This is a genomic window from Olsenella phocaeensis, from assembly GCF_900120385.1.
Classification (GTDB): Bacteria; Actinomycetota; Coriobacteriia; order Coriobacteriales; family Atopobiaceae; genus Olsenella_I; species Olsenella_I phocaeensis.
In genome coordinates this window covers 1,531,069-1,551,341 of record NZ_LT635494.1, presented here as the reverse complement: position 1 = coordinate 1,551,341, position 20,273 = coordinate 1,531,069, and the positions used below count along the sequence as shown (strand labels likewise).

At 67.5% G+C, this 20,273-nt stretch carries 13 protein-coding genes, 2 tRNA genes and 2 pseudogenes; 15 read left to right on the top strand and 2 right to left on the bottom strand.

Features of this window, described 5'->3' with window-relative positions; genetic code table 11:
• The first annotated feature begins 11 nt into the window (after window positions 1–11).
• From BQ7388_RS07600 to mazG, 8 genes and pseudogenes are all read left to right on the top strand, one after another.
• On the top strand, window positions 12–1,160 hold the full coding sequence (locus BQ7388_RS07600) for a glucose-1-phosphate adenylyltransferase (protein ID WP_062531576.1): 1,149 nt from the start codon (window positions 12–14) through the stop codon (window positions 1,158–1,160).
• Window positions 1,161–1,162: 2 nt separating this feature from the next.
• Window positions 1,163–2,257, top strand: coding sequence for a glucose-1-phosphate adenylyltransferase subunit GlgD (gene glgD / locus BQ7388_RS07595; RefSeq protein WP_072500167.1), 1,095 nt, complete (start codon window positions 1,163–1,165; stop codon window positions 2,255–2,257).
• Between the two features lie 9 nt (window positions 2,258–2,266).
• Window positions 2,267–3,742, top strand: coding sequence for a glycogen synthase GlgA (gene glgA / locus BQ7388_RS07590; protein WP_200781448.1), 1,476 nt, complete (start codon window positions 2,267–2,269; stop codon window positions 3,740–3,742).
• A 22-nt stretch (window positions 3,743–3,764) separates the two neighbouring features.
• Window positions 3,765–7,049: a 4-alpha-glucanotransferase gene (locus tag BQ7388_RS07585; RefSeq protein WP_072500166.1), complete on the top strand. Its 3,285-nt coding sequence runs from the start codon at window positions 3,765–3,767 to the stop codon at window positions 7,047–7,049.
• Window positions 7,050–7,927: 878 nt separating this feature from the next.
• Entirely contained in the window at window positions 7,928–8,398 is a 471-nt protein-coding gene (locus BQ7388_RS07580; protein ID WP_456319932.1) for a hypothetical protein, read from the top strand.
• Between the two features lie 170 nt (window positions 8,399–8,568).
• A pseudogene (locus tag BQ7388_RS07575) lies at window positions 8,569–10,428 on the top strand (DEAD/DEAH box helicase); the annotation flags it as partial.
• A gap of 289 nt (window positions 10,429–10,717) precedes the next feature.
• The gene (locus BQ7388_RS07570; RefSeq protein ID WP_072500164.1) at window positions 10,718–11,491 is read left to right on the top strand and encodes a ChbG/HpnK family deacetylase; all 774 of its coding nucleotides are present in this window, start codon (window positions 10,718–10,720) and stop codon (window positions 11,489–11,491) included.
• Between the two features lie 277 nt (window positions 11,492–11,768).
• Window positions 11,769–12,659 carry a nucleoside triphosphate pyrophosphohydrolase gene (gene mazG / locus BQ7388_RS07565; RefSeq protein WP_072500163.1) on the top strand — a complete coding sequence of 297 codons (891 nt, stop codon included), beginning with the start codon at window positions 11,769–11,771 and terminating at the stop codon, window positions 12,657–12,659.
• 413 nt (window positions 12,660–13,072) lie between these two features.
• Here mazG and BQ7388_RS07560 read toward each other — a convergent pair.
• Window positions 13,073–13,147: transfer RNA gene (locus BQ7388_RS07560), tRNA-Glu, on the bottom strand.
• Between the two features lie 108 nt (window positions 13,148–13,255).
• Here BQ7388_RS07560 and BQ7388_RS12360 point away from each other — a divergent pair.
• The 6 genes and pseudogenes from BQ7388_RS12360 to BQ7388_RS13525 all read left to right on the top strand — a co-directional run bounded on the left by BQ7388_RS12360 (window position 13,256) and on the right by BQ7388_RS13525 (window position 17,462).
• The gene (locus BQ7388_RS12360; RefSeq protein WP_083558322.1) at window positions 13,256–13,834 is read left to right on the top strand and encodes a septum formation initiator family protein; all 579 of its coding nucleotides are present in this window, start codon (window positions 13,256–13,258) and stop codon (window positions 13,832–13,834) included.
• Window positions 13,822–14,805 carry a Ppx/GppA phosphatase family protein gene (locus BQ7388_RS07545; RefSeq protein ID WP_072500160.1) on the top strand — a complete coding sequence of 328 codons (984 nt, stop codon included), beginning with the start codon at window positions 13,822–13,824 and terminating at the stop codon, window positions 14,803–14,805. Before BQ7388_RS12360 ends, BQ7388_RS07545 begins: the two co-directional genes overlap by 13 nt.
• A 51-nt stretch (window positions 14,806–14,856) precedes the next feature.
• Window positions 14,857–14,941: transfer RNA gene (locus BQ7388_RS07540), tRNA-Leu, on the top strand.
• Window positions 14,914–15,780: pseudogene (locus BQ7388_RS13530) on the top strand (GntR family transcriptional regulator); the annotation flags it as partial. The gene BQ7388_RS07540 and the pseudogene BQ7388_RS13530, both read left to right, overlap by 28 nt.
• Before the next feature lie 109 nt (window positions 15,781–15,889).
• The gene (locus BQ7388_RS07525; protein WP_234946893.1) at window positions 15,890–16,510 is read left to right on the top strand and encodes a thiamine pyrophosphate-dependent enzyme; all 621 of its coding nucleotides are present in this window, start codon (window positions 15,890–15,892) and stop codon (window positions 16,508–16,510) included.
• Complete coding sequence (locus BQ7388_RS13525; protein ID WP_200781447.1) at window positions 16,503–17,462, top strand: transketolase family protein; 960 nt, start codon at window positions 16,503–16,505, stop codon at window positions 17,460–17,462. Before BQ7388_RS07525 ends, BQ7388_RS13525 begins: the two co-directional genes overlap by 8 nt.
• 118 nt (window positions 17,463–17,580) lie before the next feature.
• On the opposite strand, the gene BQ7388_RS07510 is transcribed toward BQ7388_RS13525, so the two are convergent.
• Entirely contained in the window at window positions 17,581–18,645 is a 1,065-nt protein-coding gene (locus BQ7388_RS07510) for a response regulator receiver protein (protein WP_072500158.1), read from the bottom strand.
• A gap of 403 nt (window positions 18,646–19,048) precedes the next feature.
• Between BQ7388_RS07510 and BQ7388_RS07505 the strand changes: the two genes are divergently transcribed.
• Complete coding sequence (locus BQ7388_RS07505) at window positions 19,049–20,263, top strand: iron-containing alcohol dehydrogenase (protein WP_072500157.1); 1,215 nt, start codon at window positions 19,049–19,051, stop codon at window positions 20,261–20,263.
• Window positions 20,264–20,273: the final 10 nt, after the last annotated feature.

Here is a 20,273-nt window from a genome sequence, read left to right as displayed (position 1 = left end):
AAGGGGAGCTCATGAGCAAGAAGGAATGCATAGCGATGCTTCTTGCCGGCGGACAGGGCAGTAGGCTCGGCGTCCTCACCAAGGACGTGGCCAAGCCCGCGGTCTCGTTTGGAGGCAAGTACCGCATCATCGACTTCGCGCTGTCAAACTGCGCGAACTCCGGCATAGACACGGTCGGGGTGCTCACGCAGTACAGGCCCTACCTGCTTCACTCCTACCTGGGCACCGGCGGTGCCTGGAACCTGGACGAGAGCGACGGAGGCGTCTCCATCCTGCCCCCCTATGCGACCCAGACCGGTGGCGCCTGGTATGCCGGCACGGCGGACGCCGTGACCCAGAATATCGGCTTCATCGAGCAGAACGACCCCGAGTACGTGCTCATCCTCTCGGGTGACCAGCTCTACAGCATGGACTACCAGGCCATGCTCGAGAACCACAAGCGCCATGAGGCCGACCTCACCGTGGCCGTCATGCCCGTGCCCTGGGAGGAGGCCTCGCGCTTTGGCATCATCACCCAGGACGAGGACGAGCGCATCGTCAAGTTCACCGAGAAGCCCAACAAGCCGGACAGCAACCTGGCCTCCATGGGCATCTACATCTTCAACGCCAAGCTGCTGGTAGACACCCTCAACGCCGATGCGGTGGACAACACCTCCGAGCATGACTTCGGCAACGACATCATCCCGAAGCTCCTGGCCGACGGCAAGCGCCTCTACACCTACGAGTACAACGGCTTCTGGCGTGACGTGGGCACCATCTCGAGCTATCACGAGACGAGCATGGACCTCTTGGGCGCCAACCCCGACTTCGACCTGTTCGACGTCAAGGCACCCATCATGAGCAACGCCTCCACCAGGCCGCCCGCGTATGTCGGAGCCAACGGCTCCATCGACGACTGCCTGGTGGGCAACGGCTGCCGCATCTATGGCAAGGCCGTCCACTCGATCCTCTCGACCGACAGCTTCGTGGGCGAGCGCGCCATCGTCGAGGACTCCGTCCTCCTGCCTGGCGCCAGCGTGAAGGCCGGCGCGCACGTCGTCCGCGCCATCCTGGGCGAGAACTCCATCGTCGAGGAGGACGTCGTGCTCGGAAGCGTCGATCAGACCAGGGACACCGCAGTCATCGGGAATGACGTGGTGGTTGGAAAGGGGGAGGAGTAGCAATGGAGAAGCTCACAGGACTCATCACCGCCAACTACTCCACGAAGTATCCGAGCGTGCTCTCGGAGTCCAGGCCCGTGGCGTCCATGCCCTACCTGGGCCGCTACCGCGTCATCGACTTCGCGCTCTCCAACATGGTCAACTGCGGCATCCGCACCGTGGGCCTGATCATGCCCTACAACTACCGCTCGCTGATCGACCACGTGGGATCCGGCCGCGACTGGGACCTCAACCGCAAGAAGGGCGGCCTCTTCATCCTGCCTGGCTCCGCCTTCGGCACCTCGCGCACCGGGTCGCGCTTCCTCCTGCGTGACCTCGAGCACAACAAGGTCTTCCTCGAGCGCAGCAAGAGCGACCTCGTGGTCATATCGTCCGCCAGCTTCGTCTACAACATGGACTACAGCGAGGTCGTGGACGCGCATCGCAAGAGCGGGGCCGACGTGACGGTCATCACCAAGACGGCCACCAAGAAGGACGTCGACGTCACCGGCTTCAACGTGGACGGCACTCGGGTCAAGGGCGTCAAGCACGGCGTCGTCTTCGGTGACACGGCCTTCATCGACTGCTTCGTCGTGGGCCGCGAGTTCCTGCTCCAGATGCTCGAGTGGTACAAGGCCACCGACTACCTCGACCTCTTCGAGGCCATGGCGGGCGACTACGGCCGCGTCAACGTCCAGAGCTATGACTACAAGGGCTACGTGGCGGCCATCTTCAACAAGGACGCCTACTTCGAGTCCAACATGGACCTTCTCGACCCCCAGACCACCGAGGAGCTCTTCCCCAAGGGCCGCACCATCCGCACCAAGGCCCACGACAACGCTCCCGCCAAGTTCGAGACCGGCTCGCGCGTGACCAACAGCCGCGTGTCGGGCAGCTGCCGCATCTACGGCTCCGTGTCCAACTCGATCCTGGGCCGCAGCGTCATCGTCGAGAGCGGCGCCACCGTCAACAACTCCATCGTCATGCAGTCCTGCGTCATCAAGGCGGGCGCGCGCGTGGAGAACGCGATCGTCGACCGCAACAACGTGGTTCCCGCGGGCACCGAGCTCAGGGGTACCCCTGACGCGCTCCTCATCAAGGAAAAGGCGGCTGAATAGGTGATTGCCATGCCCGATCAGGTCAGAAGAAAGATCCGGGTGCTCTTCGCGGCAGCCGAGGCCGTCCCGTTCGTGAAGACGGGCGGCCTGGGCGACGTCGCCGGCTCCCTCCCCGCCGAGCTCAGGCGGGCGGGCGCCAAGGCATCCGTCATCCTGCCCAAGTACTCCTTCATCCCGCAGGAGTACCAGGAGCAGATGGTCCACGTGGCGGACTTCTACGTGCCCCTTGCCTGGCGCAGCGTCTACTGCGGCATAGAGAAGCTTACCTACCACGGCGTCGACTTCTACTTCGTGGACAACGAGGCCTACTTCAAGCGTGACGCGGCCTATGGCTACTTCGACGACGGCGAGCGCTTCGCCTTCTTCTCGAAGGCGATCTGCGAGGCCATAGAGCTCCTGCCTGAGCTCCAGTGCGACGTGCTGCACTGCAACGACTGGCAGACGGCGCTCGCCCCGGTCTTCATCCGCGAGTTCTACCAGGCGTCCGAGGCCTGCCGCAACGTGAAGACCATCTTCACCGTGCACAACGTCAAGTTCCAGGGGCAATACTCCGACAAGGTCCTCGAGGACGTCCTGGGCCTGGCCGACAACCCCACGGCCGCGGGCCAGCTCTACTGCGACCGCGACTCCATCAACTACATGAAGGGTGCCCTCTGCTACTCGGACATCATCACGACGGTGAGCCCGAGCTATGCCAGCGAGCTTCAGATGCCCTTCTACGGCGAGGGCATGGACGGCATATTCCGCCGCCGCTCCGCATCGCTGCGCGGCATCCTCAACGGCATCGACGTCGACGCCTGGAACCCCGCCACCGACGAGCTCATCAACCACAAGTACTCCGTGGACGACATGTCGGGCAAGGCGGAGGACAAGCGCCTCCTCCAGCAGGAGCTCGGACTGGCCGAGGATCCCACCCGACCCCTCGTCGTCATGATAGGTCGACTCACCAACCAGAAGGGCCTCGGCCTGGTGCGTTACGCCATGAGCCGCCTGATGGAGCGGGGCGTGCAGGTGGCCATCCTAGGCACCGGAGACAGGGACCAGGAGGACGCCTTCCGCTACTTCGACTGGACCTACGGCGACCAGATGAGCGCGCGCATCGCCTTCGACAACGCCTTGAGCCATCGCATGTACTCCGGCGGCGACATCCTGCTCATGCCCTCGGAGTTCGAGCCCTGCGGACTCTCCCAGATGATCGCCATGCGCTACGGCACGCTTCCCGTCGTGCGCGAGACGGGTGGGCTCCAGGACAGCGTCGAGGCCTACAACAAGTTCACGGGCGAGGGCACTGGATTCCGCTTCGCCAACATGAACGCTGACGAGATGGCCAACACGCTCCTCTCTGCCTGCGAGCTCTTCTGGACTGATCAGGAGGCTTGGGCTAAGCTACGGCGGCAGGCCATGGAAACCGACTTCAGCTGGAGTCGGGCTGCGGACGAGTACATGGGCATCTATCACGACCTACACCCAGAGATCGCCCGCTGAGCACAAGAGATAGGCGGAGCACGTGAGGGCAAGGCACATCAGCTCTGACGTCCGTTACAGAGACCCGTTCGGAGCCGCCCCCGTGGGCGGCTCCGTCGCGCTGTGTCTGGACGTCTGGGACGAGCCGGAGGCGACGGCGCAGCTGCGCGTCTGGGTGGACGAGAAGGGCGAGCGCGTCTTCGACATGGACCGGAGCCAGGTGGGTGACCACCTGCGCTTCTCCGTGACCATAACTCCTGAGGAGCCCGAGGTCATCTGGTACTCCTTCAGGGTCACCGCCGCGAACGGCGACGTCTGGCGCTATGGCGCGACGGGCGAGCGCTCCTGCGGCGAGGGCGCGTTCTCGTACGGGGAGCCCCCCTCGTTCCAGATCACCGTGTACGAGCAGCGGCGCACGAGCTTCCCCGACTGGTATACGGGTGGCATCGTGTACCAGATCTTCCCGGACCGCTTCCGGCGCGGCGACGACTGGGAGAGGCGCGTCCACGAGGCGCTTGACAAGCCTCGCAAGGGGCCGGAGCGCCGCTTGGTCGGTGATTGGGACGAGTACCCCCGCTACCAGCGTGATGAGGACGGTTCCATCGCGGCGTGGGACTTCTACGGCGGGACGCTCGAGGGCGTGAGGGAGAAGCTCGACTACCTCAAGGCGCTGGGCGTCACGGCCATCTACCTCAACCCGATCTTCGAGGCGGCCTCGAACCACCGTTACGACACGGCCGACTACCTCAAGGTCGACCCGATGCTGGGGGATCTCAAGAGCTTCAAGCGCCTCTGCAAGGATGCGGGCGAGAGGGGCATCTCGATCATCCTGGACGGCGTCTTCAACCATGCGGGCCGTGACTCCAAGTACTTCGACGCCTTTGGCAACTACGGCGGCAGGGGCGCCAGCTCCGGCGAGCGCTCCCGCTACCGCGACTGGTTCAGGTTCAACGAGGACGGCAGCTGCTCCAGCTGGTGGGGGGTCAAGGACCTGCCCGACCTCAACCAGGAGAACCCCGAGTATCGCGACTTCGTCTGCGGGCATGGCGGCGTCATCCGCAAGTGGCTCAAGGCGGGCGCGCGCGGCTGGCGGCTCGACGTCGCCGACGAGCTCTCGGACGAGTTCATCGAGGACATCAAGAGCGCCGAGCTCGCCGAGTCTCCCGACGCCCTGCTTTTGGGTGAGGTGTGGGAGGACGCCTCCCACAAGGTGGCGTACGGCAAGCTTCGCCGCTACTTCCAGGGCTCAGAGCTGGACGGGACCATGAACTATCCCCTCAGGTCCGGCCTGGAGGACTTTCTCACCAACAAGATCGGCGCGCGCCAGCTGGCGGAGTCGCTCGAGGCCCTGCGCGAGAACTATCCCCGCACCGCCTTCTACTCCGCACTTAACCTCCTGGGCAGCCACGACCGGGCGCGCCTGCTCACCATCCTGGGTGACGCGCCAGACCCCTCGGGCATGAGCGATGAGGAGCGCTACCGCTTCCGCCTGGACCAGAACCATCGCAGCCTCGCCGTGAGCAGGCTCTGGGTCGCAGCGCTCCTGCAGATGACTCTGCCTGGCGTGCCCTGCATCTACTACGGCGACGAGGCGGGCATGGAGGGCTACTCCGACCCATACAACCGCGCCGCCTTCCCCTGGGGCCACGAGGACAAGAACTGCGCCACCACCTACCGCAACGCCATCGCGGTGCGCAAGTCCCTGCCCGTCTTCGTGAACGGCGACTTCGAGCCCTTCGCGCTCAACGACGACGTCTTCGGCTTCTGGCGCACGGATGGCGACGAGGTGGTCTGCGTCCTCGCGAACTCCAGCCTCTCAAGCTCCCATAGCGTCCGCGTGCCCATGCGTGGCGAGCGCGTGGACGACGTCGTGTCCGGGCGCGTGCCCAAGGTCGAGGACGGCGAGGCGGAGGTCTTCCTCTGGCCGCTGGGCACCTCGGTCCTGTACTTCCACAAGCGGGTTCGCCTGCAGGCCCCCATGCACCGTGGCATGGGCGTGCTGGCGCACGTCACCTCGATTCCCAACCAGGACCACCCTGGGCAGCCCGGGACCCTGGGCGAGCCTTGTCGGCGCTTCGTCGACTACCTTGCCTCCGCCCACCAACGCTACTGGCAGGTGCTGCCGGTCAACCCAACCGACAGCTTCGGTTCGCCGTACGCGGGGCTCTCGGCCTTCGCGGGCAACCGCTCCCTCATGTGGGGCGTCGAGGGCGAGCACACCAGCTTCAGGTCTGACTTCGAGGGCACGGCAAGCTATCGCCGCTTCATCGAGAAGAACGAGGACTGGCTGATTCCCTATGCGACCTTCCGCGCCATCAAGGAGAAGCTGGGAGAGGTCCCCTGGCAGGAGTGGCCGAAGCGCTACCGCACGTGGGATCCGTCGCTCGGCAAGGACCCGGAGCTCGCCCATGCCGTGATGCGCGAGTGCGCCACGCAGTACGAGTTCCAGCGCCAGTGGGACGACATGCACCGCTATGCCCGGGAGCACGGCATCAAGCTCGTGGGGGACATGCCCATGTACGTCTCGGCCGACTCCTCCGACGTCTGGGCGGAGCGGCAGGTCTTCAAGCTGGACGAGAGGGGATACCCTGCGCTCCAGGCTGGCACCCCGCCCGATGACTTCTCCAAGGGCGGGCAGCTCTGGGGCAACCCCACCTACGACTGGGACTTCCTGCGCAAGGACGGCTACTCATGGTGGATGCGCCGCTTCCAGCGCGCCTTCGAGCTCTATGACTACGTGCGCCTGGACCACTTCCTGGGCTTCTCGTCCTACTACACCATCCCCCAGGGCAAGGGCGCCCTGGACGGCGCCTGGAACTTTGGGCCCGGGATCGAGCTCTTCGACGCGGCGCACCGTCGCTTCGGGCAGCTTCCCTTCGTCGCGGAGGACCTGGGCACCATCACGCCGGCCGTTCGTGCGCTGGTCGCAGTCACGGGCTTCCCGGGCATGGACGTGATTCAGTTCAGCGACGAGGACGTGCGTCAGGGCTACCACCCCAAGCCCGAGAAGGTCGTCTACAGCTCGACGCACGACACCAGCACCCTCCTGGGATGGTGCCAGGAGCGCTTCGAGGAGGACGACCCCGACGGCCAGGGCTTCGTCGTGCGCAGCCAGTCGATGGCGCGGGGGCTCCTGGACGAGTGCCTGGACACCGACGCCGAGGTGGTGATGGTTCCGCTGCAGGACGTCCTCATGCTGGACGACGGCTCGCGCATGAACGTGCCGGGCGTGGCCGAGGGCAACTGGAGCTGGCAGGCTCGGCAGGCCGACGTCGAGGCGTCCGCCGAGCTGCTCAAGGAGTTGGCCGAGAGGAGCGGCCGCGCATAGTCGTGGCCGCATGTCCCGGAGGGGCGCTGCCGGCGTGGTGGCGTCCCTCTCGCCTTGGCGCGTCGTGACGCGTGTTCCTGTCCGCTTCGAGCACGTCAAACGCGCGCGCAACGGACTCGACCACGTCGAACGCGTCTCTGTCCGCCGCGACTACGTCCGCCGCGTCAGAAGGCGCCGCAAAAGCCCAGGAAAGGGCTTCTCGCCAGACGCGTCTAACGTAGTCGCGCGATTTCGGCACGCGTCTGACGTGGTCGTACGACGGAGGCACGCGCCTGACGTGGTCGCGTAGCTCCGGCGCACAGGGGGCCGTGGTCGCGCGACAATGGGGAGACGGACGACCCCGCGGCNGCCCCGCGCGCTCTTCGACGACTGCCAGCGCGCGAACGACGAGGCGACGGCCCTGGCCAACGCCGCGCGCGTGCCCCTCGAGGGCCTCTTCACCTCTCCCCGCGAACTCGACTTCGGTAGCCAGCAGCGCCTGTCGCTGAGCTCCATCCAGCGGGTGGGGGGCTCGGCCTTGGCGGAGCTCGAGGTGCGGCAGCCCGCCATCGCCGGCTCGGACGCCAAGCTCCTTGGTCGCGTCCGCCAGCTCCTGAACGACAACATGTCCGTGGTCTTCGCCGTGCCGGACCGCGCGGCGCGCGAGGCGCTCGAGCTCTCGTTCACGGACGAGTCGATCCCCCTGGTGGAGTCGCTTGCCACGGCTCCCGAGAACTCCGTCCCCGTGACGTCGCCAGACGCNGCCCTGCGTGGTCGTGGCGAGCGCGCGCGCCCTCCTGCGGCGCGTGCCCCCCGTGGGCTCGGGCTACTTCGCCTCCGCCAGCTTCGCCGTGGGAGACGAGCTCGAGTTCGAGGACGTGGGGCGCCTTCTGGTGTCCATGGGCTACGCCGACGTGGGCGATTCCGGCGACGTGGGCGCTCCCGGTTGCTTCCACGTCCACGGCGACGCGGTGGACGTATTCCCTGCTCAGGCCAGCTCGCCCGTGCGCATCGAGTTCTTCGGCGACGAGGTGGACCGCGTGCGGCGCATGCTCCCCTCCACGGGACAGACCATCGGCGAGCTCCGGGAGGTGCTCGTCTCTCCCTGCAGGGAGATCGCCCTGACTCCCAGGACCATCGAGGCCGCGGGGCACGCGCTCTTCCGACGTGCGCAGGAGAGCTCGAAGGTCGCGGCGGACCTCGAGCTCATCCNGCCGTGGGCGGGGGCGAGGAGGGCGAGTAGGCGAGAGGGGCATGCCGCGGTGGGCGGCAGGGCTGTAGGGCTGCCGCCGAGGGGCAAGGGCTGCCGCCGGCTGCGGCTTGTCGGTACCTCTCGCCTCGAAATGTGCCGACAAACGGATGATTTATAGCCCGAGTGGGCTGGCGCCGCGAGTTTGTCGGTACTTTTTTCCCAAGGGAGTACCGACAAGCTTGGCGGGGTCGTCGGCCGCTCTTCGTGAGGCCATGGCTTGCGGGCTGTCGTGCTCCCTGCGGGAGTATGCTCATTGAATCAACGGGCGAGAGGAGCCTCCATGAANACGTCCCGCTCGAGCAGGTCGACCGCCTGACGCGCTACGTGGGTCCCGACGGGTCGAGCCCGCGCCTCACGCGCCTCAACACGGCCGACTGGTCGCGTGCGACGGGCAAGGCCCGCAGGAGCGCAAAGAAGCTCGCCTTCGACCTGGTGGACCTCTACACCCGCCGCTCCGCGGTGCAGGGGCACGCCTTCGCGCCCGACGGTCCCGCGCAGCAGGACATGGAGGCGAGCTTCCCCTACGACGTGACGCCCGACCAGGCCAGCGCCATCGCGGACATCAAGGCCGACATGGAGTCGTCGCAGCCCATGGACCGGCTGCTCTGCGGCGACGTGGGCTTCGGCAAGACTGAGGTCGCCCTGCGTGCCGCCTTCAAGTGCTGCCAGGACGACCGCCAGGTCATGGTGCTGTGCCCCACCACCATCCTGGCGCAGCAGCACTTCGAGACCTTCTTCGCGCGCTTCTCTCCCTTCGACCTCGACGTGCGCGTGCTCTCGCGCTTCGTGACGCCGGCCCAGCAGCGCCAGGCGCTCGAGGGCTTCGCGGAAGGTACGGTGGACGTGCTCATCGGCACGCATCGCCTGCTCTCCGCCGACGTCAACCCGCACGACTTGGGGCTCGTGATCATCGACGAGGAGCAGCGCTTCGGCGTCCAGCACAAGGAGCAGCTCAAGAACATGCGCGAGCAGGTGGACGTGCTGACGCTCAGCGCCACGCCCATCCCGCGCACGATGCAGATGGCCATGAGCGGCGTGCGCGACATGAGCCTCATCCTCACGCCCCCACCGGGGCGCCTGCCCGTCAAGGTCACGGTGGGGGAGTGGGACCCCGACGTGGTGAGCGACGCGATTCGTGCGGAGCTCGAGCGCAAGGGACAGGTCTACTACGTGAGCAACCGCGTGACCACCATCGAGGATGCCGTCGCGCGCGTTCAGGAGGCGGCCCCCGAGGCGCGCGTGGGCGTGGCGCACGGTCAGATGAGCGCAGCCCAGGTCGAGGACGTGATGATGGAGTTCAGCGAGCGCGAGATAGACGTGCTCGTGGCCACGACCATCATCGAGAGCGGCATCGACAACCCGCACACCAACACGCTGATCATCGAGGACTCCCAGCGCCTGGGCCTGGCCCAACTCTACCAGCTCAAGGGTCGCGTGGGCCGCGGCCACGTCCAGGCCTACGCCTACTTCATGTTCCCGGGCGAGATGCCCCTCACGCCCGAGGCGACGGACCGCCTCACGGCCATCAACGAGTACCAGGACCTGGGCAGCGGCATGCGCATCGCCATGCGCGACCTCGAGATCCGCGGCGCCGGGTCGCTCATGGGCGGCGAGCAGCACGGCAACCTCTCCAGCGTGGGCTTCGACCTCTTCACGCAGATGCTCGGCGAGGCGGTGAGCGAGGCGCGCGGGGAGGCTGCCGACGTCTCGCAGGCGGAGGTCAACATCAACCTTCCGGCCGACTTCTACCTGGCCGAGGAGTACCTGCCCGAGGTGGACAGGCGCGTGCTGGCCTACCGCAGGCTGGCGGTGGCGGCGGAGCTCGCGGACGTCGACGCGCTGCAGGGGGAGCTTGAGGAGAGCTTCGGCGCGCTCCCGCTGGCGGGCAAGAACCTCTTCGACCGCGCGCGCGTGCGCATCCGTTGCCAGAGGCTGGGCGTGACGAGCGTCTCGCTCTCCAATGGGCGCATCACCTACCAGGGCATGGAGGTCCCGCGCTCGGTGGTGGCAAAGCTCAAGGCAGAGCGGGCGATCGTGTACCCAAAGAGCAAGAAGCTCAGCTATCCCTTCCGGACCGGCAGGGAGGAGCTGCTGCCGGTGGCGCTGCGGGTGCTCGAGGCCGTGGGCGGGGACGACGAGGGCGAGTAGGCGAGAGGGGCATGCCGCGGTGGGCGGCAGGGCTGTAGGGCTGCCGCCGAGGGGCAAGGGCTGCCGCCGGCTGCGGCTTGTCGGTACCTCTCGCCTCGAAATGTGCCGACAAACGGATGATTTATAGCCCGAGTGGGCTGGCGCCGCGAGTTTGTCGGTACTTTTTTCCCAAGGGAGTACCGACAAGCTTGGCGGGGTCGTCGGCCGCTCTTCGTGAGGCCATGGCTTGCGGGCTGTCGTGCTCCCTGCGGGAGTATGCTCATTGAATCAACGGGCGAGAGGAGCCTCCATGAAGCAGCTGCTGATTCGTGCGGACGACCTGGGATACTCCTATGCGGTCAACGTCGGGCTCGTGCGCAGCGCGGCCGAGGGGCTCGCTCGCTCCGTGGGCGTCATGCCCAACATGCCCGAGACGGAGCGGGGGCTTGCGTGGCTGCGCGACTCCGGCGCCGACGTGGCCCTGGGGCAGCACAGCAACGTCTGCCTGGGCGCGCCGGTCGCGGCAGCATCGCTCGTGCCCAGCCTCCTCGGGCCAGACGGCAACTTCAGGAGCAGCCGCGAGTACCGCGCCAGCTACCAGCGCGGGGAGGACTTCGTCGCCTTCGACGAGGCGGTGGTCGAGCTCGAGGCGCAGCTCGCCCGCTTCCGCGAGCTCACGGGCAGGGACCCGGACTACTTCGAGGCGCATGCGGTCCTCTCGCCCAACCTGAACCGGGCGGTCTCGCATGTCGCGCACACGCATGGCCTGCTCGAGCAGCCGGTCTCCTTCGATCCGGCCGCGACCGTGGACTGCGGTGGGACGCCCGTGCGCATGGTCATGCGCAGCATGAGCCCCGACTACGACCCCGCCGCAGCCATTAGGCAGACGGTCGAGTCCATGGCGGACGGCGAGACGGTCGTCTTCGTCTGCCATCCCGGCTACCTGGACGACTTCATCCTGCACAGCAGCTCCCTGACCACGGACCGAACGAAGGAGGTCGACGCGCTCGTCGACCCCGCCCTGCGCGCCTGGCTCGAGTCGCGCGACGACCTGAGGCTCATCGACTACCGTGACTTTGCGTAGCCCGCACCTGCCGCCCGCATGCTGCGGGGACGGTTTGTCGGTACTTCTCACCTTGAAAGGTGCCGACAAGCGGACGGGTTTGCGCTCGAGCGTCAAGTTGCTGCGAGGTCGTCGGTACTTTGGACCGGAGGAAGTGCCGACAATTGCGGCGAAGAAGTCGGTTTGCCGCCAACGCCGTTGCTCGCGGGCCACTGGGCCCCTCCAGGGCTATGCTCTTCGCTAGGACCAACTGCGCTCTGGCGGGCGCGTGGGCAGACGAGCAGACGGGGAGCGAGACATGGCAGAGGAACAGAGCGACCTGAGCAGGCTTGCCGACGAGGTGGACGCCCAGACGGCCGCCCGTCCCGGGGCGCCTGCGTCACATCCGGAGTTCGACCGCCTCGTGCGCACCATCTGGCGGCTGCGCCAGCCCGACGGTTGCCCCTGGGACAAGGTCCAGACCCACTCCTCCATCACGCGCAACATGATCGAGGAGGCCTACGAGGCGGTCGACACCATAGCCGCCGGCGACATGCCCCACCTGCGCGAGGAGCTCGGGGACGTGCTCGAGCAGGTGCTCCTCCACGCGCAGATCGCCCAGGACGAGGGTGACTTCGACGTGGACGACGTCTGCCGCGAGCTCAACGAGAAGCTCGTCCGTCGCCACCCCCACGTGTTTGGCGACGCCGCCGCAGCGGGTGCGGTGGACTCGGCCGGGAAGGTCCTGGACATCTGGGACGAGGTGAAGAGGTCCGAGCGAGAGGGGCGCTCGTCCGACGTCGCGCCCGAGGGGCTCCTGGACTCCGTACCGAGCTCGATGCCCTCCCTCATGCAGTGCCAGAAGATCTCGAAGCGCGCCGCGAAGGCGGGCTTCGAGTGGGAGTCCATCGCCGACGTGTGGGACCAGTTCGCCAGCGAGCGCGCCGAGTTCGAGGCCGAGGAGCCCGGAAGCCAGGAGGCGGCAGAGGAGTTTGGCGACCTGCTCTTCTCACTCGTCAACGTCGCGCGCCATGCCCGCATCGACGCAGAGGAGGCGCTCGCGAGCTCCAATCGCAAGTTTCGTCGTCGCTGGGCGCGCATGGAGGCGCTTGCCCGCGAGTGTGGCCTCGCGATCGACGAGCTGGGGACATCTGCCCTCAACGAGCTTTGGGACGAGGTCAAGAAAGAGGAGCGTGCCGCTCGCGGCTAGCTATCGAAACGCCGCCAGACCTACGCCGCCCCAGCCCCTCCGTGGTGTNAACGTCGAGGGTGTGGCGGCGTCCGTGCTCGGGCGCCTGGCGTCGCTGTAGCGGTGGTGGCCTGGCGGTGCGCCCGCGGCTGGTTGGGCTGTAGGGTGCCGGCGGCTCGTCCGTTGGCATCGGATGAGGGGACTGACGGTGCGATTAGTGTGCACAAACTGGGAAATGCAAAAATATTGCAACTAGTTACCTGGGATTTTTTTCATAATGCACCAAGTTTGTGTACACTAGTTTGCCTGGATGGACGCTGACGCAGCCTCGAGGCGCACTGCATCGCCGCCAGCCTCCCGCAACCGGAATGTGACCAGAGGCGCAAAAAGTCGAGCCCGCCGGCAGCTGCCAGGCGGGCTCGCTTCGCTTGCGATGGTGCCCCCAACGAGACTCGAACTCGTGTCGTCGCCTTGAAAGGGCGATGTCCTGACCGCTAGACGATGGGGACGCGGGCCAAAGTATAGCAAAGTCGCAGGCGCGTCCCCTCCGCGTCCCCGTCTACCAGTCGTAGCCGGTCTTCCGCGCATAGTCGCGCGCCGCGCCCTCGATCTCGGGAATGGCCTCCGCCCAGGCGGGCAGGTCGGGCACGTCCACGATGACGGGGTCGGCCTCGTGGACGGNCGCGAGCGCCACGGGGCGCGAGGCGGGAGGAGGCCTGGGCGGGCTGGCCGCGTCTGCCGCCCGCAGGCTGTCCTCCCTCAGGGGGTTGGACCCCTCGGACGTCGCAGACTCCGCCCGCAGCTTGGGTACTCGCCTGCTGGGGCACAAGGTGGCCCTCGTCGTCCTGGTCGTCCTGGTCGTCGTGGCAGCCTCGCTCTATGGTCCCGTCAAGGGCTATTACGCCGCGCGTCGCAGCGGCGAGGACCTGCAGAGGAGGTACGACGAGCTGAGCGAGAAGAACGACTCGCTCCAGGGCGACCTCAAGAGCCTGACGTCCAAGGAGGGCATCGAGGACGAGGCGCGCAAGCGCGGGTACGTCCAGGAGGGCGAGACCAGTGTGACCGTCGAGGGCTTGGACAGCCAGGGGAAGGCCGACCCCTCCGCCCCGGTCGAGTACCAGGACACGCGTGCGTGGCCCACGAAGGCCCTCGACTTCGTCTTTGGCTACGACCCGGAGGCAGTATGGGACGAGTAGCCTGCATCGACGTCGGCACGGTGACCGTGCGCCTCGCTGTGTGCGACGTCGAGGGTGGCCGCGTGAGGCGCATGGCCAAGACCTCGACCATATGCAACCTGGGCGAGGGCCTCTCTGCAACCGGCAGGATCGGCGATGCCGCCAGGGCGCGCGTCCTCGACTGCGTGGACCGCTACCTCGCCAACGCCCGACAGGCCGCGGCGCGGGTCGTCTGCTGCACGCTCACCTCTGCCGCGCGGGACGCCTCCAACTCGGCCGAGCTCGAGGGCGACCTCATCGCACGTGGCCTCCTGCCCGAGGTCATCGCCGGCCGCGTCGAGGGCTCGCTTACCTTCCTGGGCGTTGCGCAGGACTTCCCCGACGAGCGGATCCTGGTGGCGGACAACGGCGGCGGCTCCACCGAGTTCGCCGTGGGCAGCCTGGGCGAGAGGGGCCTGCGCCTCGAGGCCGTGACCTCGGTGGACGTGGGATGCCGCCGCGTGACCGAGCGCTTCCTGCCAGGGGACGGCCCGGCGTCCGACGACCAGGTCGCTGCCGCCCGCGCGTTCTGCCGCGGACCCTTCGAGACGGCGTTCGAAGGCGAGGGCCTGCGCGACCGTGCCAGTCGCCTGGTGGTCACGGGTGGCACCGTGACGAGCCTCGTCGCCGTGCGCGACGCCCTCGTGCCCTACGATCCCCTGCGCGTGCATCTGAGCGAGCTTGGCCGCGGTGACGTGGAGTCGCTCGCCGTGCGCATCGCGGGACTCTCGCTGGGCGAGAGGGCCGAGCTTCCGGGGCTTCAGCCCAAGCGCTCCGGAGTGATCCTGGGCGGGGCCCTGGCCGTGGCGGAGCTCATGGGCGTCGCGGGCTTCGACCGCCTCACGGTGAGCGAGAGCGACCTTCTCTTCGGCCTTGCCATATGCGCCGAGGCGACACGCACCGGCGCGGAATCGCCCCTGGGCTGGCACCCGCGCCTCGCCCCGCTGCGCTAAGATGCCCTTGTCGCGCGGGCCGCATCGAGCTGTCCGCGTCCGCTGGACCTTGGGGGCGTGGCGGAATTGGCATACGCAGGGGACTTAAAATCCCTCGCCGAAAGGATTGTGGGTTCGAACCCCACCGCCCCTACCAGCCAGCCGCCGCCGGTGGCCGGATTCCGCGAACGGGCGTCTTGCCGCCTTGCGCGAGGCCCCTCTCCCCGGCACTCTCCCTTTTTTCATGGGCTTGGCTTGGATGGACTATCCTGTACACAAGTTGCCTGTACAGTAGTTGTCCTGTATACGACCTATCCATGTCATGGACCAAAGCGAAAGAGGGATCCCGTGAGAGAGCAGCGCTTTGGGTTTCCGACGCTTCCTGACCCCCTTGCGGCAGACGCCAGCTGCATTCTGACCCAACCAGCGCTTGCCTCCGAGGGCCCCCTGCACGTCCAGCTCGCCTCGGCGCTGCGCCAGGCCATCGCCACGAAGGAGTGGCGGCAGGGCGACGCCATCCCCTCGGAGTCCGAGCTCATGGCCCGCTACGGCCTCAGTCGCGGCACGGTGAGGCGTGCCATCCGCACGCTGGTGGAGGAGGGGCTGCTCGTCAGTCGCAAGGGGAGCGGCACCTTCGTCACCGAGGGAGGGCTTGCCAGGCCCAGCGTGCTGAGGCCCCTCTCGTTTGCCACCCTCCTGCACGAGCGCGGCGTGGCCTACGTCACCGACGTGCTGGCCAAGGAGGTCGTCGAGGCTCCTCGCAGCGTGGCCGGCGAGCTGGGAATCGCCCCCTCCGCCCCCGCGCTCTTCATGCGCCGCGTACGCTCGTCGGCCGGCTCGCCGCTACTCTGTCAGGAGAGCTGGTCCAACCTCTGCGCCTGTCCGGGCCTCGAGGCCTCGGACTTCTCGCGCGAGTCGCTCTTTGACGCTGTCGAGCGCTGCTCGGGGCGCAAGATCCTCAGGTCCAGCGTGCGCTACCTGTCATGCCCGGTGGACGAGGAGCATGCCGGCTACCTGGGCTGCGACGACGGCGAGCCCATTCTGGTCCTGGAGCAGAACNTGGGAGCGGCGCGACCGCCTGGTCGTCTCGAAGGCGCACTGCTCGGTGGCGCTCTATCCCGCCATGCTCGCGGCGGGCCTCATCAGCCAGGACGACCTGGACCGCGGGCTCTTCGGCCCCGACGCCGTCCTGTTCAAGCACCCCCACCGCGACCCCTCCCGGGGGATCGAGACCTCGGGCGGCAGCCTGGGCATGGGGCTGGGCTACTCGGCCGGCCTCGCCCTGGCGATCAGGAGGCGCGGGCTCGACTCGCGCGTGTTCTGCGTGGTGGGCGACGGAGAGTGCGACGAGGGCTCCATATGGGAGTCCGCCGGCTTCGCTGCGTTCAGGCGCCTGGACAACCTGACGGTGGTCGTGGACGCGAACGGGATGCAGCTGGACGGCTCGACCTCGGACATCCTGGACAACGGTCCCATCCAGCGCAAGTTCGCCTCCTTCGGCTTCGAGGTCTGCGAGGTGGACGGCCATGACGTCATGGCGCTGCGGGCAGCCCTGAGGGCACGCTCGACCCGGCCTCGCGTCGTGGTGGCGCGCACGGTGAAGGGCAAGGGCCTCTCCTTCGCCGAGATGAGGGTGGAGTGGCACGACTGCGCCCTGGACGACGAGCTGTACGTGCGTGCCATGGAGGAGCTGGACGCCCGCGAGAGGGAGATCTGCGATGAGTGAGAGAGGCGCTGGCATGCCGGTTGGGGGCGCGGGCGAAGGCATTGGCCTCGTCTCGCCCGAGGAGGCGGCGCGCTTCGCCGGCATGTCTCACAAGGCGGTCTTCGGCGAGGTGATGGAGGGGCTCGCCCGTGGCGGCGACGAGCTATCCGTCGTGGTGTCCGACTACGGGCGCCGGCTCAACCTGGGCGGCCTCCGCGAGCTCTGCCCCGAGGCCTTCGTGCAGTGCGGCATCGCCGAGCAGAACCAGATCGAGGTCGCGGCCGCCCTGGCCAACGAGGGGTTCTGCACCTTCGCGCCTTCGTATGCGACCTTCATCACGGCGCGCGTCCTGGACCAGATCCGCGTGAACCTGGGCATCATGCGCTCGCCGGTGATGCTGGTGGGCGTGAGCTGCGGCTGCGACTCGGCGATTCTGGGGGCGAGCCACATGGCCCTGGAGGACGTCGCCTGCGTGCGGTGCATCCCCGGCATGGTGGCTGCGAGTCCGGCGGACAACGCCGAGTTCGCGGCGGTGCTGCGCTGGCTTGCCGCCAACCCGCGTCCGGCCTACGTGNCTCGTCCGCCTTGCGGTAGCGGGCGGAGTCGAAGAGCGCCCTCACGATCGCCGCGCGCACGCGCAGGCGGGGGCGGGCAAACACGTCGTCCCAGGCGTCCGCAGCGCCCCCGTCGGACCAGGACGGCTCGGGCGAGTCGTCGAGTATGTCCAGCAGCAGCTCGAGGTAGGGGTCGACGTCCAGGTCCCGCGCGATGGCGTCCAGGAGCCGGGCATCCGTGCACTGTGGGTCGACCGCAAGCGCGGCCGCGCAGTCCTGGCGCATGCGCGCCATGCGCCGCTGCCGCGTCTGCAGGTAGGCGTCATCGTCCAGGAGGTCGTCGTCCTGGAGCGACGCGTCGTAGCGCTCCAGGGCCTTCTGCACCAGCAGCAGGGCCTCGTCGCCCTTGTCGTCCATGAAGGAGCTGGGGTCCTCGCGCACGGCGAGGAGGAGCTCCGCGTACCCGCTGGACGAGAGCCCCAACGCGATGCTGCGCTTCTGGGCGAGCCTGAGCACAAGCTCCTCGTGCGCGTCCACCTACTCCGCCTCCCTGCCGACGCCCCACTCGACCTCGTCGGCAAACACGTGGGCGCGCTCGTCGTGGCCCAGGCGCCCCAGGCATTCCTCGCGCAGCCACGCGCCCAGGGCACCGCGCCCTTCCTTGTCGCGACCCTCCTGCAAGAGGACGGTGCCCTCGGATATGGCCAGGATGAGTTCGTCCTCGCTCCTAGGCTGCGTGACCAGGCGAGAGAAGACCCCATCTGGGAGCTCGCGCTGTATGGCCAGGGCCGAGAGGGCGTTGGGATGGGTCTCGGCGAGCCTCGTGATGGCGTCGCGCGCGCCGACCAGGTCGTGGCTCTTGTAGGCAAGGGCGATGCGCGCGAGCTGCGTCCAGGCGTCCTGCGTCGCGGGCATGCCGCGCCGCGCCTCGATCTGGGCGCCCTTTCGACAGAGCTCCTCGAGCCCCTGCTCGTCCTCGACCTTCGCAAGGGCGATGAGCGCGGTGTACCTCACGTCCGCCTCGTCGTCGGGGTCGATTCGCATGAGCTCGCGGGCGATGTCGATGGCGTCCTTGTTGCGGCCGCAGATGACTGCCTTGCTCGCCTGCATGGCGCGCCAGCGGATGAAGGGCCGCAGGGCCAGGTTGGCGGCGATCCTGCCGCGCTCCCCGCCCTCGCGCTTAAGCGCGTGCTCGTGCTGGCGCAGGCACCATGCGCGCACGTCGTCGCCCTCGGTCCTGAGGAAGTCATAGTAGCCGTCGAAGGAGTCTATCTGGGAGGCCTGCTGCATGCGCAGGGCGTCATAGCAGTGCGCGTCGAGGACGAGCGCCTCGTCCAGGAGCTCGTGGCCCTTCTGCACCAGCGCCGCCGCCTTGTCGTCGTCCGAGAAGGGAAGCTCGTAGTCTATGACCGTGGTGGCGCGCGCGACGAGGCCGAAGGCGCGGTCAGCGTCGTCCTGCGGGAGCGAGTCGCGGTCCTGCGAGAAGCGGCGGCCGAATCCGGCGAAGGCCCTTGCCGCGGCAAGCGGGCCCATGCGGTCGGCGCTGCGCATGAACTGCAGGCTCAGACGCTGGTAGTCCTCCCTGTTTGGCTCGTATGCCAAGCGTGCCTCCCTTGCCTCTTCTCCCGGGTCCGAGCCCGGGAGCTGGTGCGACAATCGTAGCGGAGCGCGTCCCGCGGCGCGCGTGACGGCTGCGGCGAGGGTGGCCTGTTTGGGCTGTTATGGGGGAAGGTGGCCGGGCCTCTCTCTCGCCCAGGCATGAATATAAATGTACAGTAAATACTGGTCATTCAATTTTGTCAATACATGTAGGTAAAATATTCAGCAATCGGGCCTTAAAAGTCGACAAGTGGTTTCGTATACCCAATTTTATTTCATGCAGGTATCCTCAGGAGGATATGGGGCTGAGCCAGGTCGCGTGCGACAGTCTGCGCGTCCTGGGGCACAGGGCCTCTCTAACCATCGCGGCTCCGCGGGGGCGGGGCCAGTTGAAGGAGGAGAGTTTATGGGACGTTTCACCAACCCGCGTGACCTGTACTTCGGCGAGGGCGCCCGTCACGAGGTGAAGAACCTCAAGGGCTCCAAGGCCATCATCGTCTCGGGCGGCAGCTCCATGCGTCGCGGCGGCTTCCTGCAGGACGTCGAGGCGGACCTCAAGGAGGCCGGCTTCGAGGTGGCCTTCTTCGAGGGCGTCGAGTCCGACCCCTCCGTCGAGACCGTCATGAAGGGTGCCGCGGCCATGTCCGAGTTCGGCCCCGACTGGATCATCGCCATCGGCGGCGGCAGCCCCATCGACGCAGCCAAGGCCATGTGGATCAAGTACGAGTACCCCGAGTGCACCTTCGAGGACATGTGCAAGGTCTTCGGCCTGCCCGAGCTGCGCAAGAAGGCCCACTTCTGCGCCATCAGCTCCACCTCCGGCACCGCGACCGAGGTCACCGCGTTCTCGATCATCACGGACTACCAGAAGGGCATCAAGTACCCCCTCGCCGACTTCGAGATCACGCCTGACGTTGCCATCGTCGACCCCGAGCTCACCTACACCATGCCCGCGAAGCTCTGCTCGCACACCGGCATGGACGCCCTGACCCACTGCATGGAGGCCTACGTCTCGACCGTCGCCTCCACCTTCACCGACGGCCCCGCCCTCCACGGCATCCGCGAGATCACCACGTGGCTGCCCGTCTCCTACACGGGCGACAAGGTGGCGCGCCAGCACATGCACGACGCGCAGTGCATCGCCGGCATCGCCTTCTCGTCGGGCCTGCTAGGCATCGTGCACTCCATGGCCCACAAGACCGGTGCCGCCTTCAGCGGCGGCCACATCATCCACGGCTGCGCCAACGCCATGTACCTGGGCAAGGTCATCCAGTTCAACGCCAAGGACGCCCGTGCCGCCGAGCGCTACGCCTTCGTCGCCAAGGAGATCCTGCACCTCGAGGGCGAGACCAACGAGGAGCTCGTCGCTGCCCTGGTCCAGTACATCCGTGACCTCAACGACAAGCTGGACATCCCCCAGGCCATCAAGAACTACGGCGAGGGCGGCGTGAAGTCCGAGACCTCCATCATCGACGAGAAGGAGTTCCTCGAGAAGCTCCCGACCGTCGCGGCCAATGCGATCGCCGACGCCTGCACCGGCGCCAACCCCCGCCAGCCGTCCCAGGAGGACATGGAGCAGCTCCTCAAGTGCGTCTACTACGACCTGCCCGTGGAGTTCTAGTTCCCGTTCC

Coding starts and splice junctions, on each gene's coding strand:
- BQ7388_RS07600 (WP_062531576.1), top strand. CDS start 12: ATGAGCAAGAAGGAATGCATAGCGATGCTTCTTGCCGGCGGACAGGGC.
- glgD (WP_072500167.1), top strand. CDS start 1,163: ATGGAGAAGCTCACAGGACTCATCACCGCCAACTACTCCACGAAGTAT.
- glgA (WP_200781448.1), top strand. CDS start 2,267: ATGCCCGATCAGGTCAGAAGAAAGATCCGGGTGCTCTTCGCGGCAGCC.
- BQ7388_RS07570 (WP_072500164.1), top strand. CDS start 10,718: ATGAAGCAGCTGCTGATTCGTGCGGACGACCTGGGATACTCCTATGCG.
- mazG (WP_072500163.1), top strand. CDS start 11,769: ATGGCAGAGGAACAGAGCGACCTGAGCAGGCTTGCCGACGAGGTGGAC.
- BQ7388_RS07545 (WP_072500160.1), top strand. CDS start 13,822: ATGGGACGAGTAGCCTGCATCGACGTCGGCACGGTGACCGTGCGCCTC.
- BQ7388_RS07505 (WP_072500157.1), top strand. CDS start 19,049: ATGGGACGTTTCACCAACCCGCGTGACCTGTACTTCGGCGAGGGCGCC.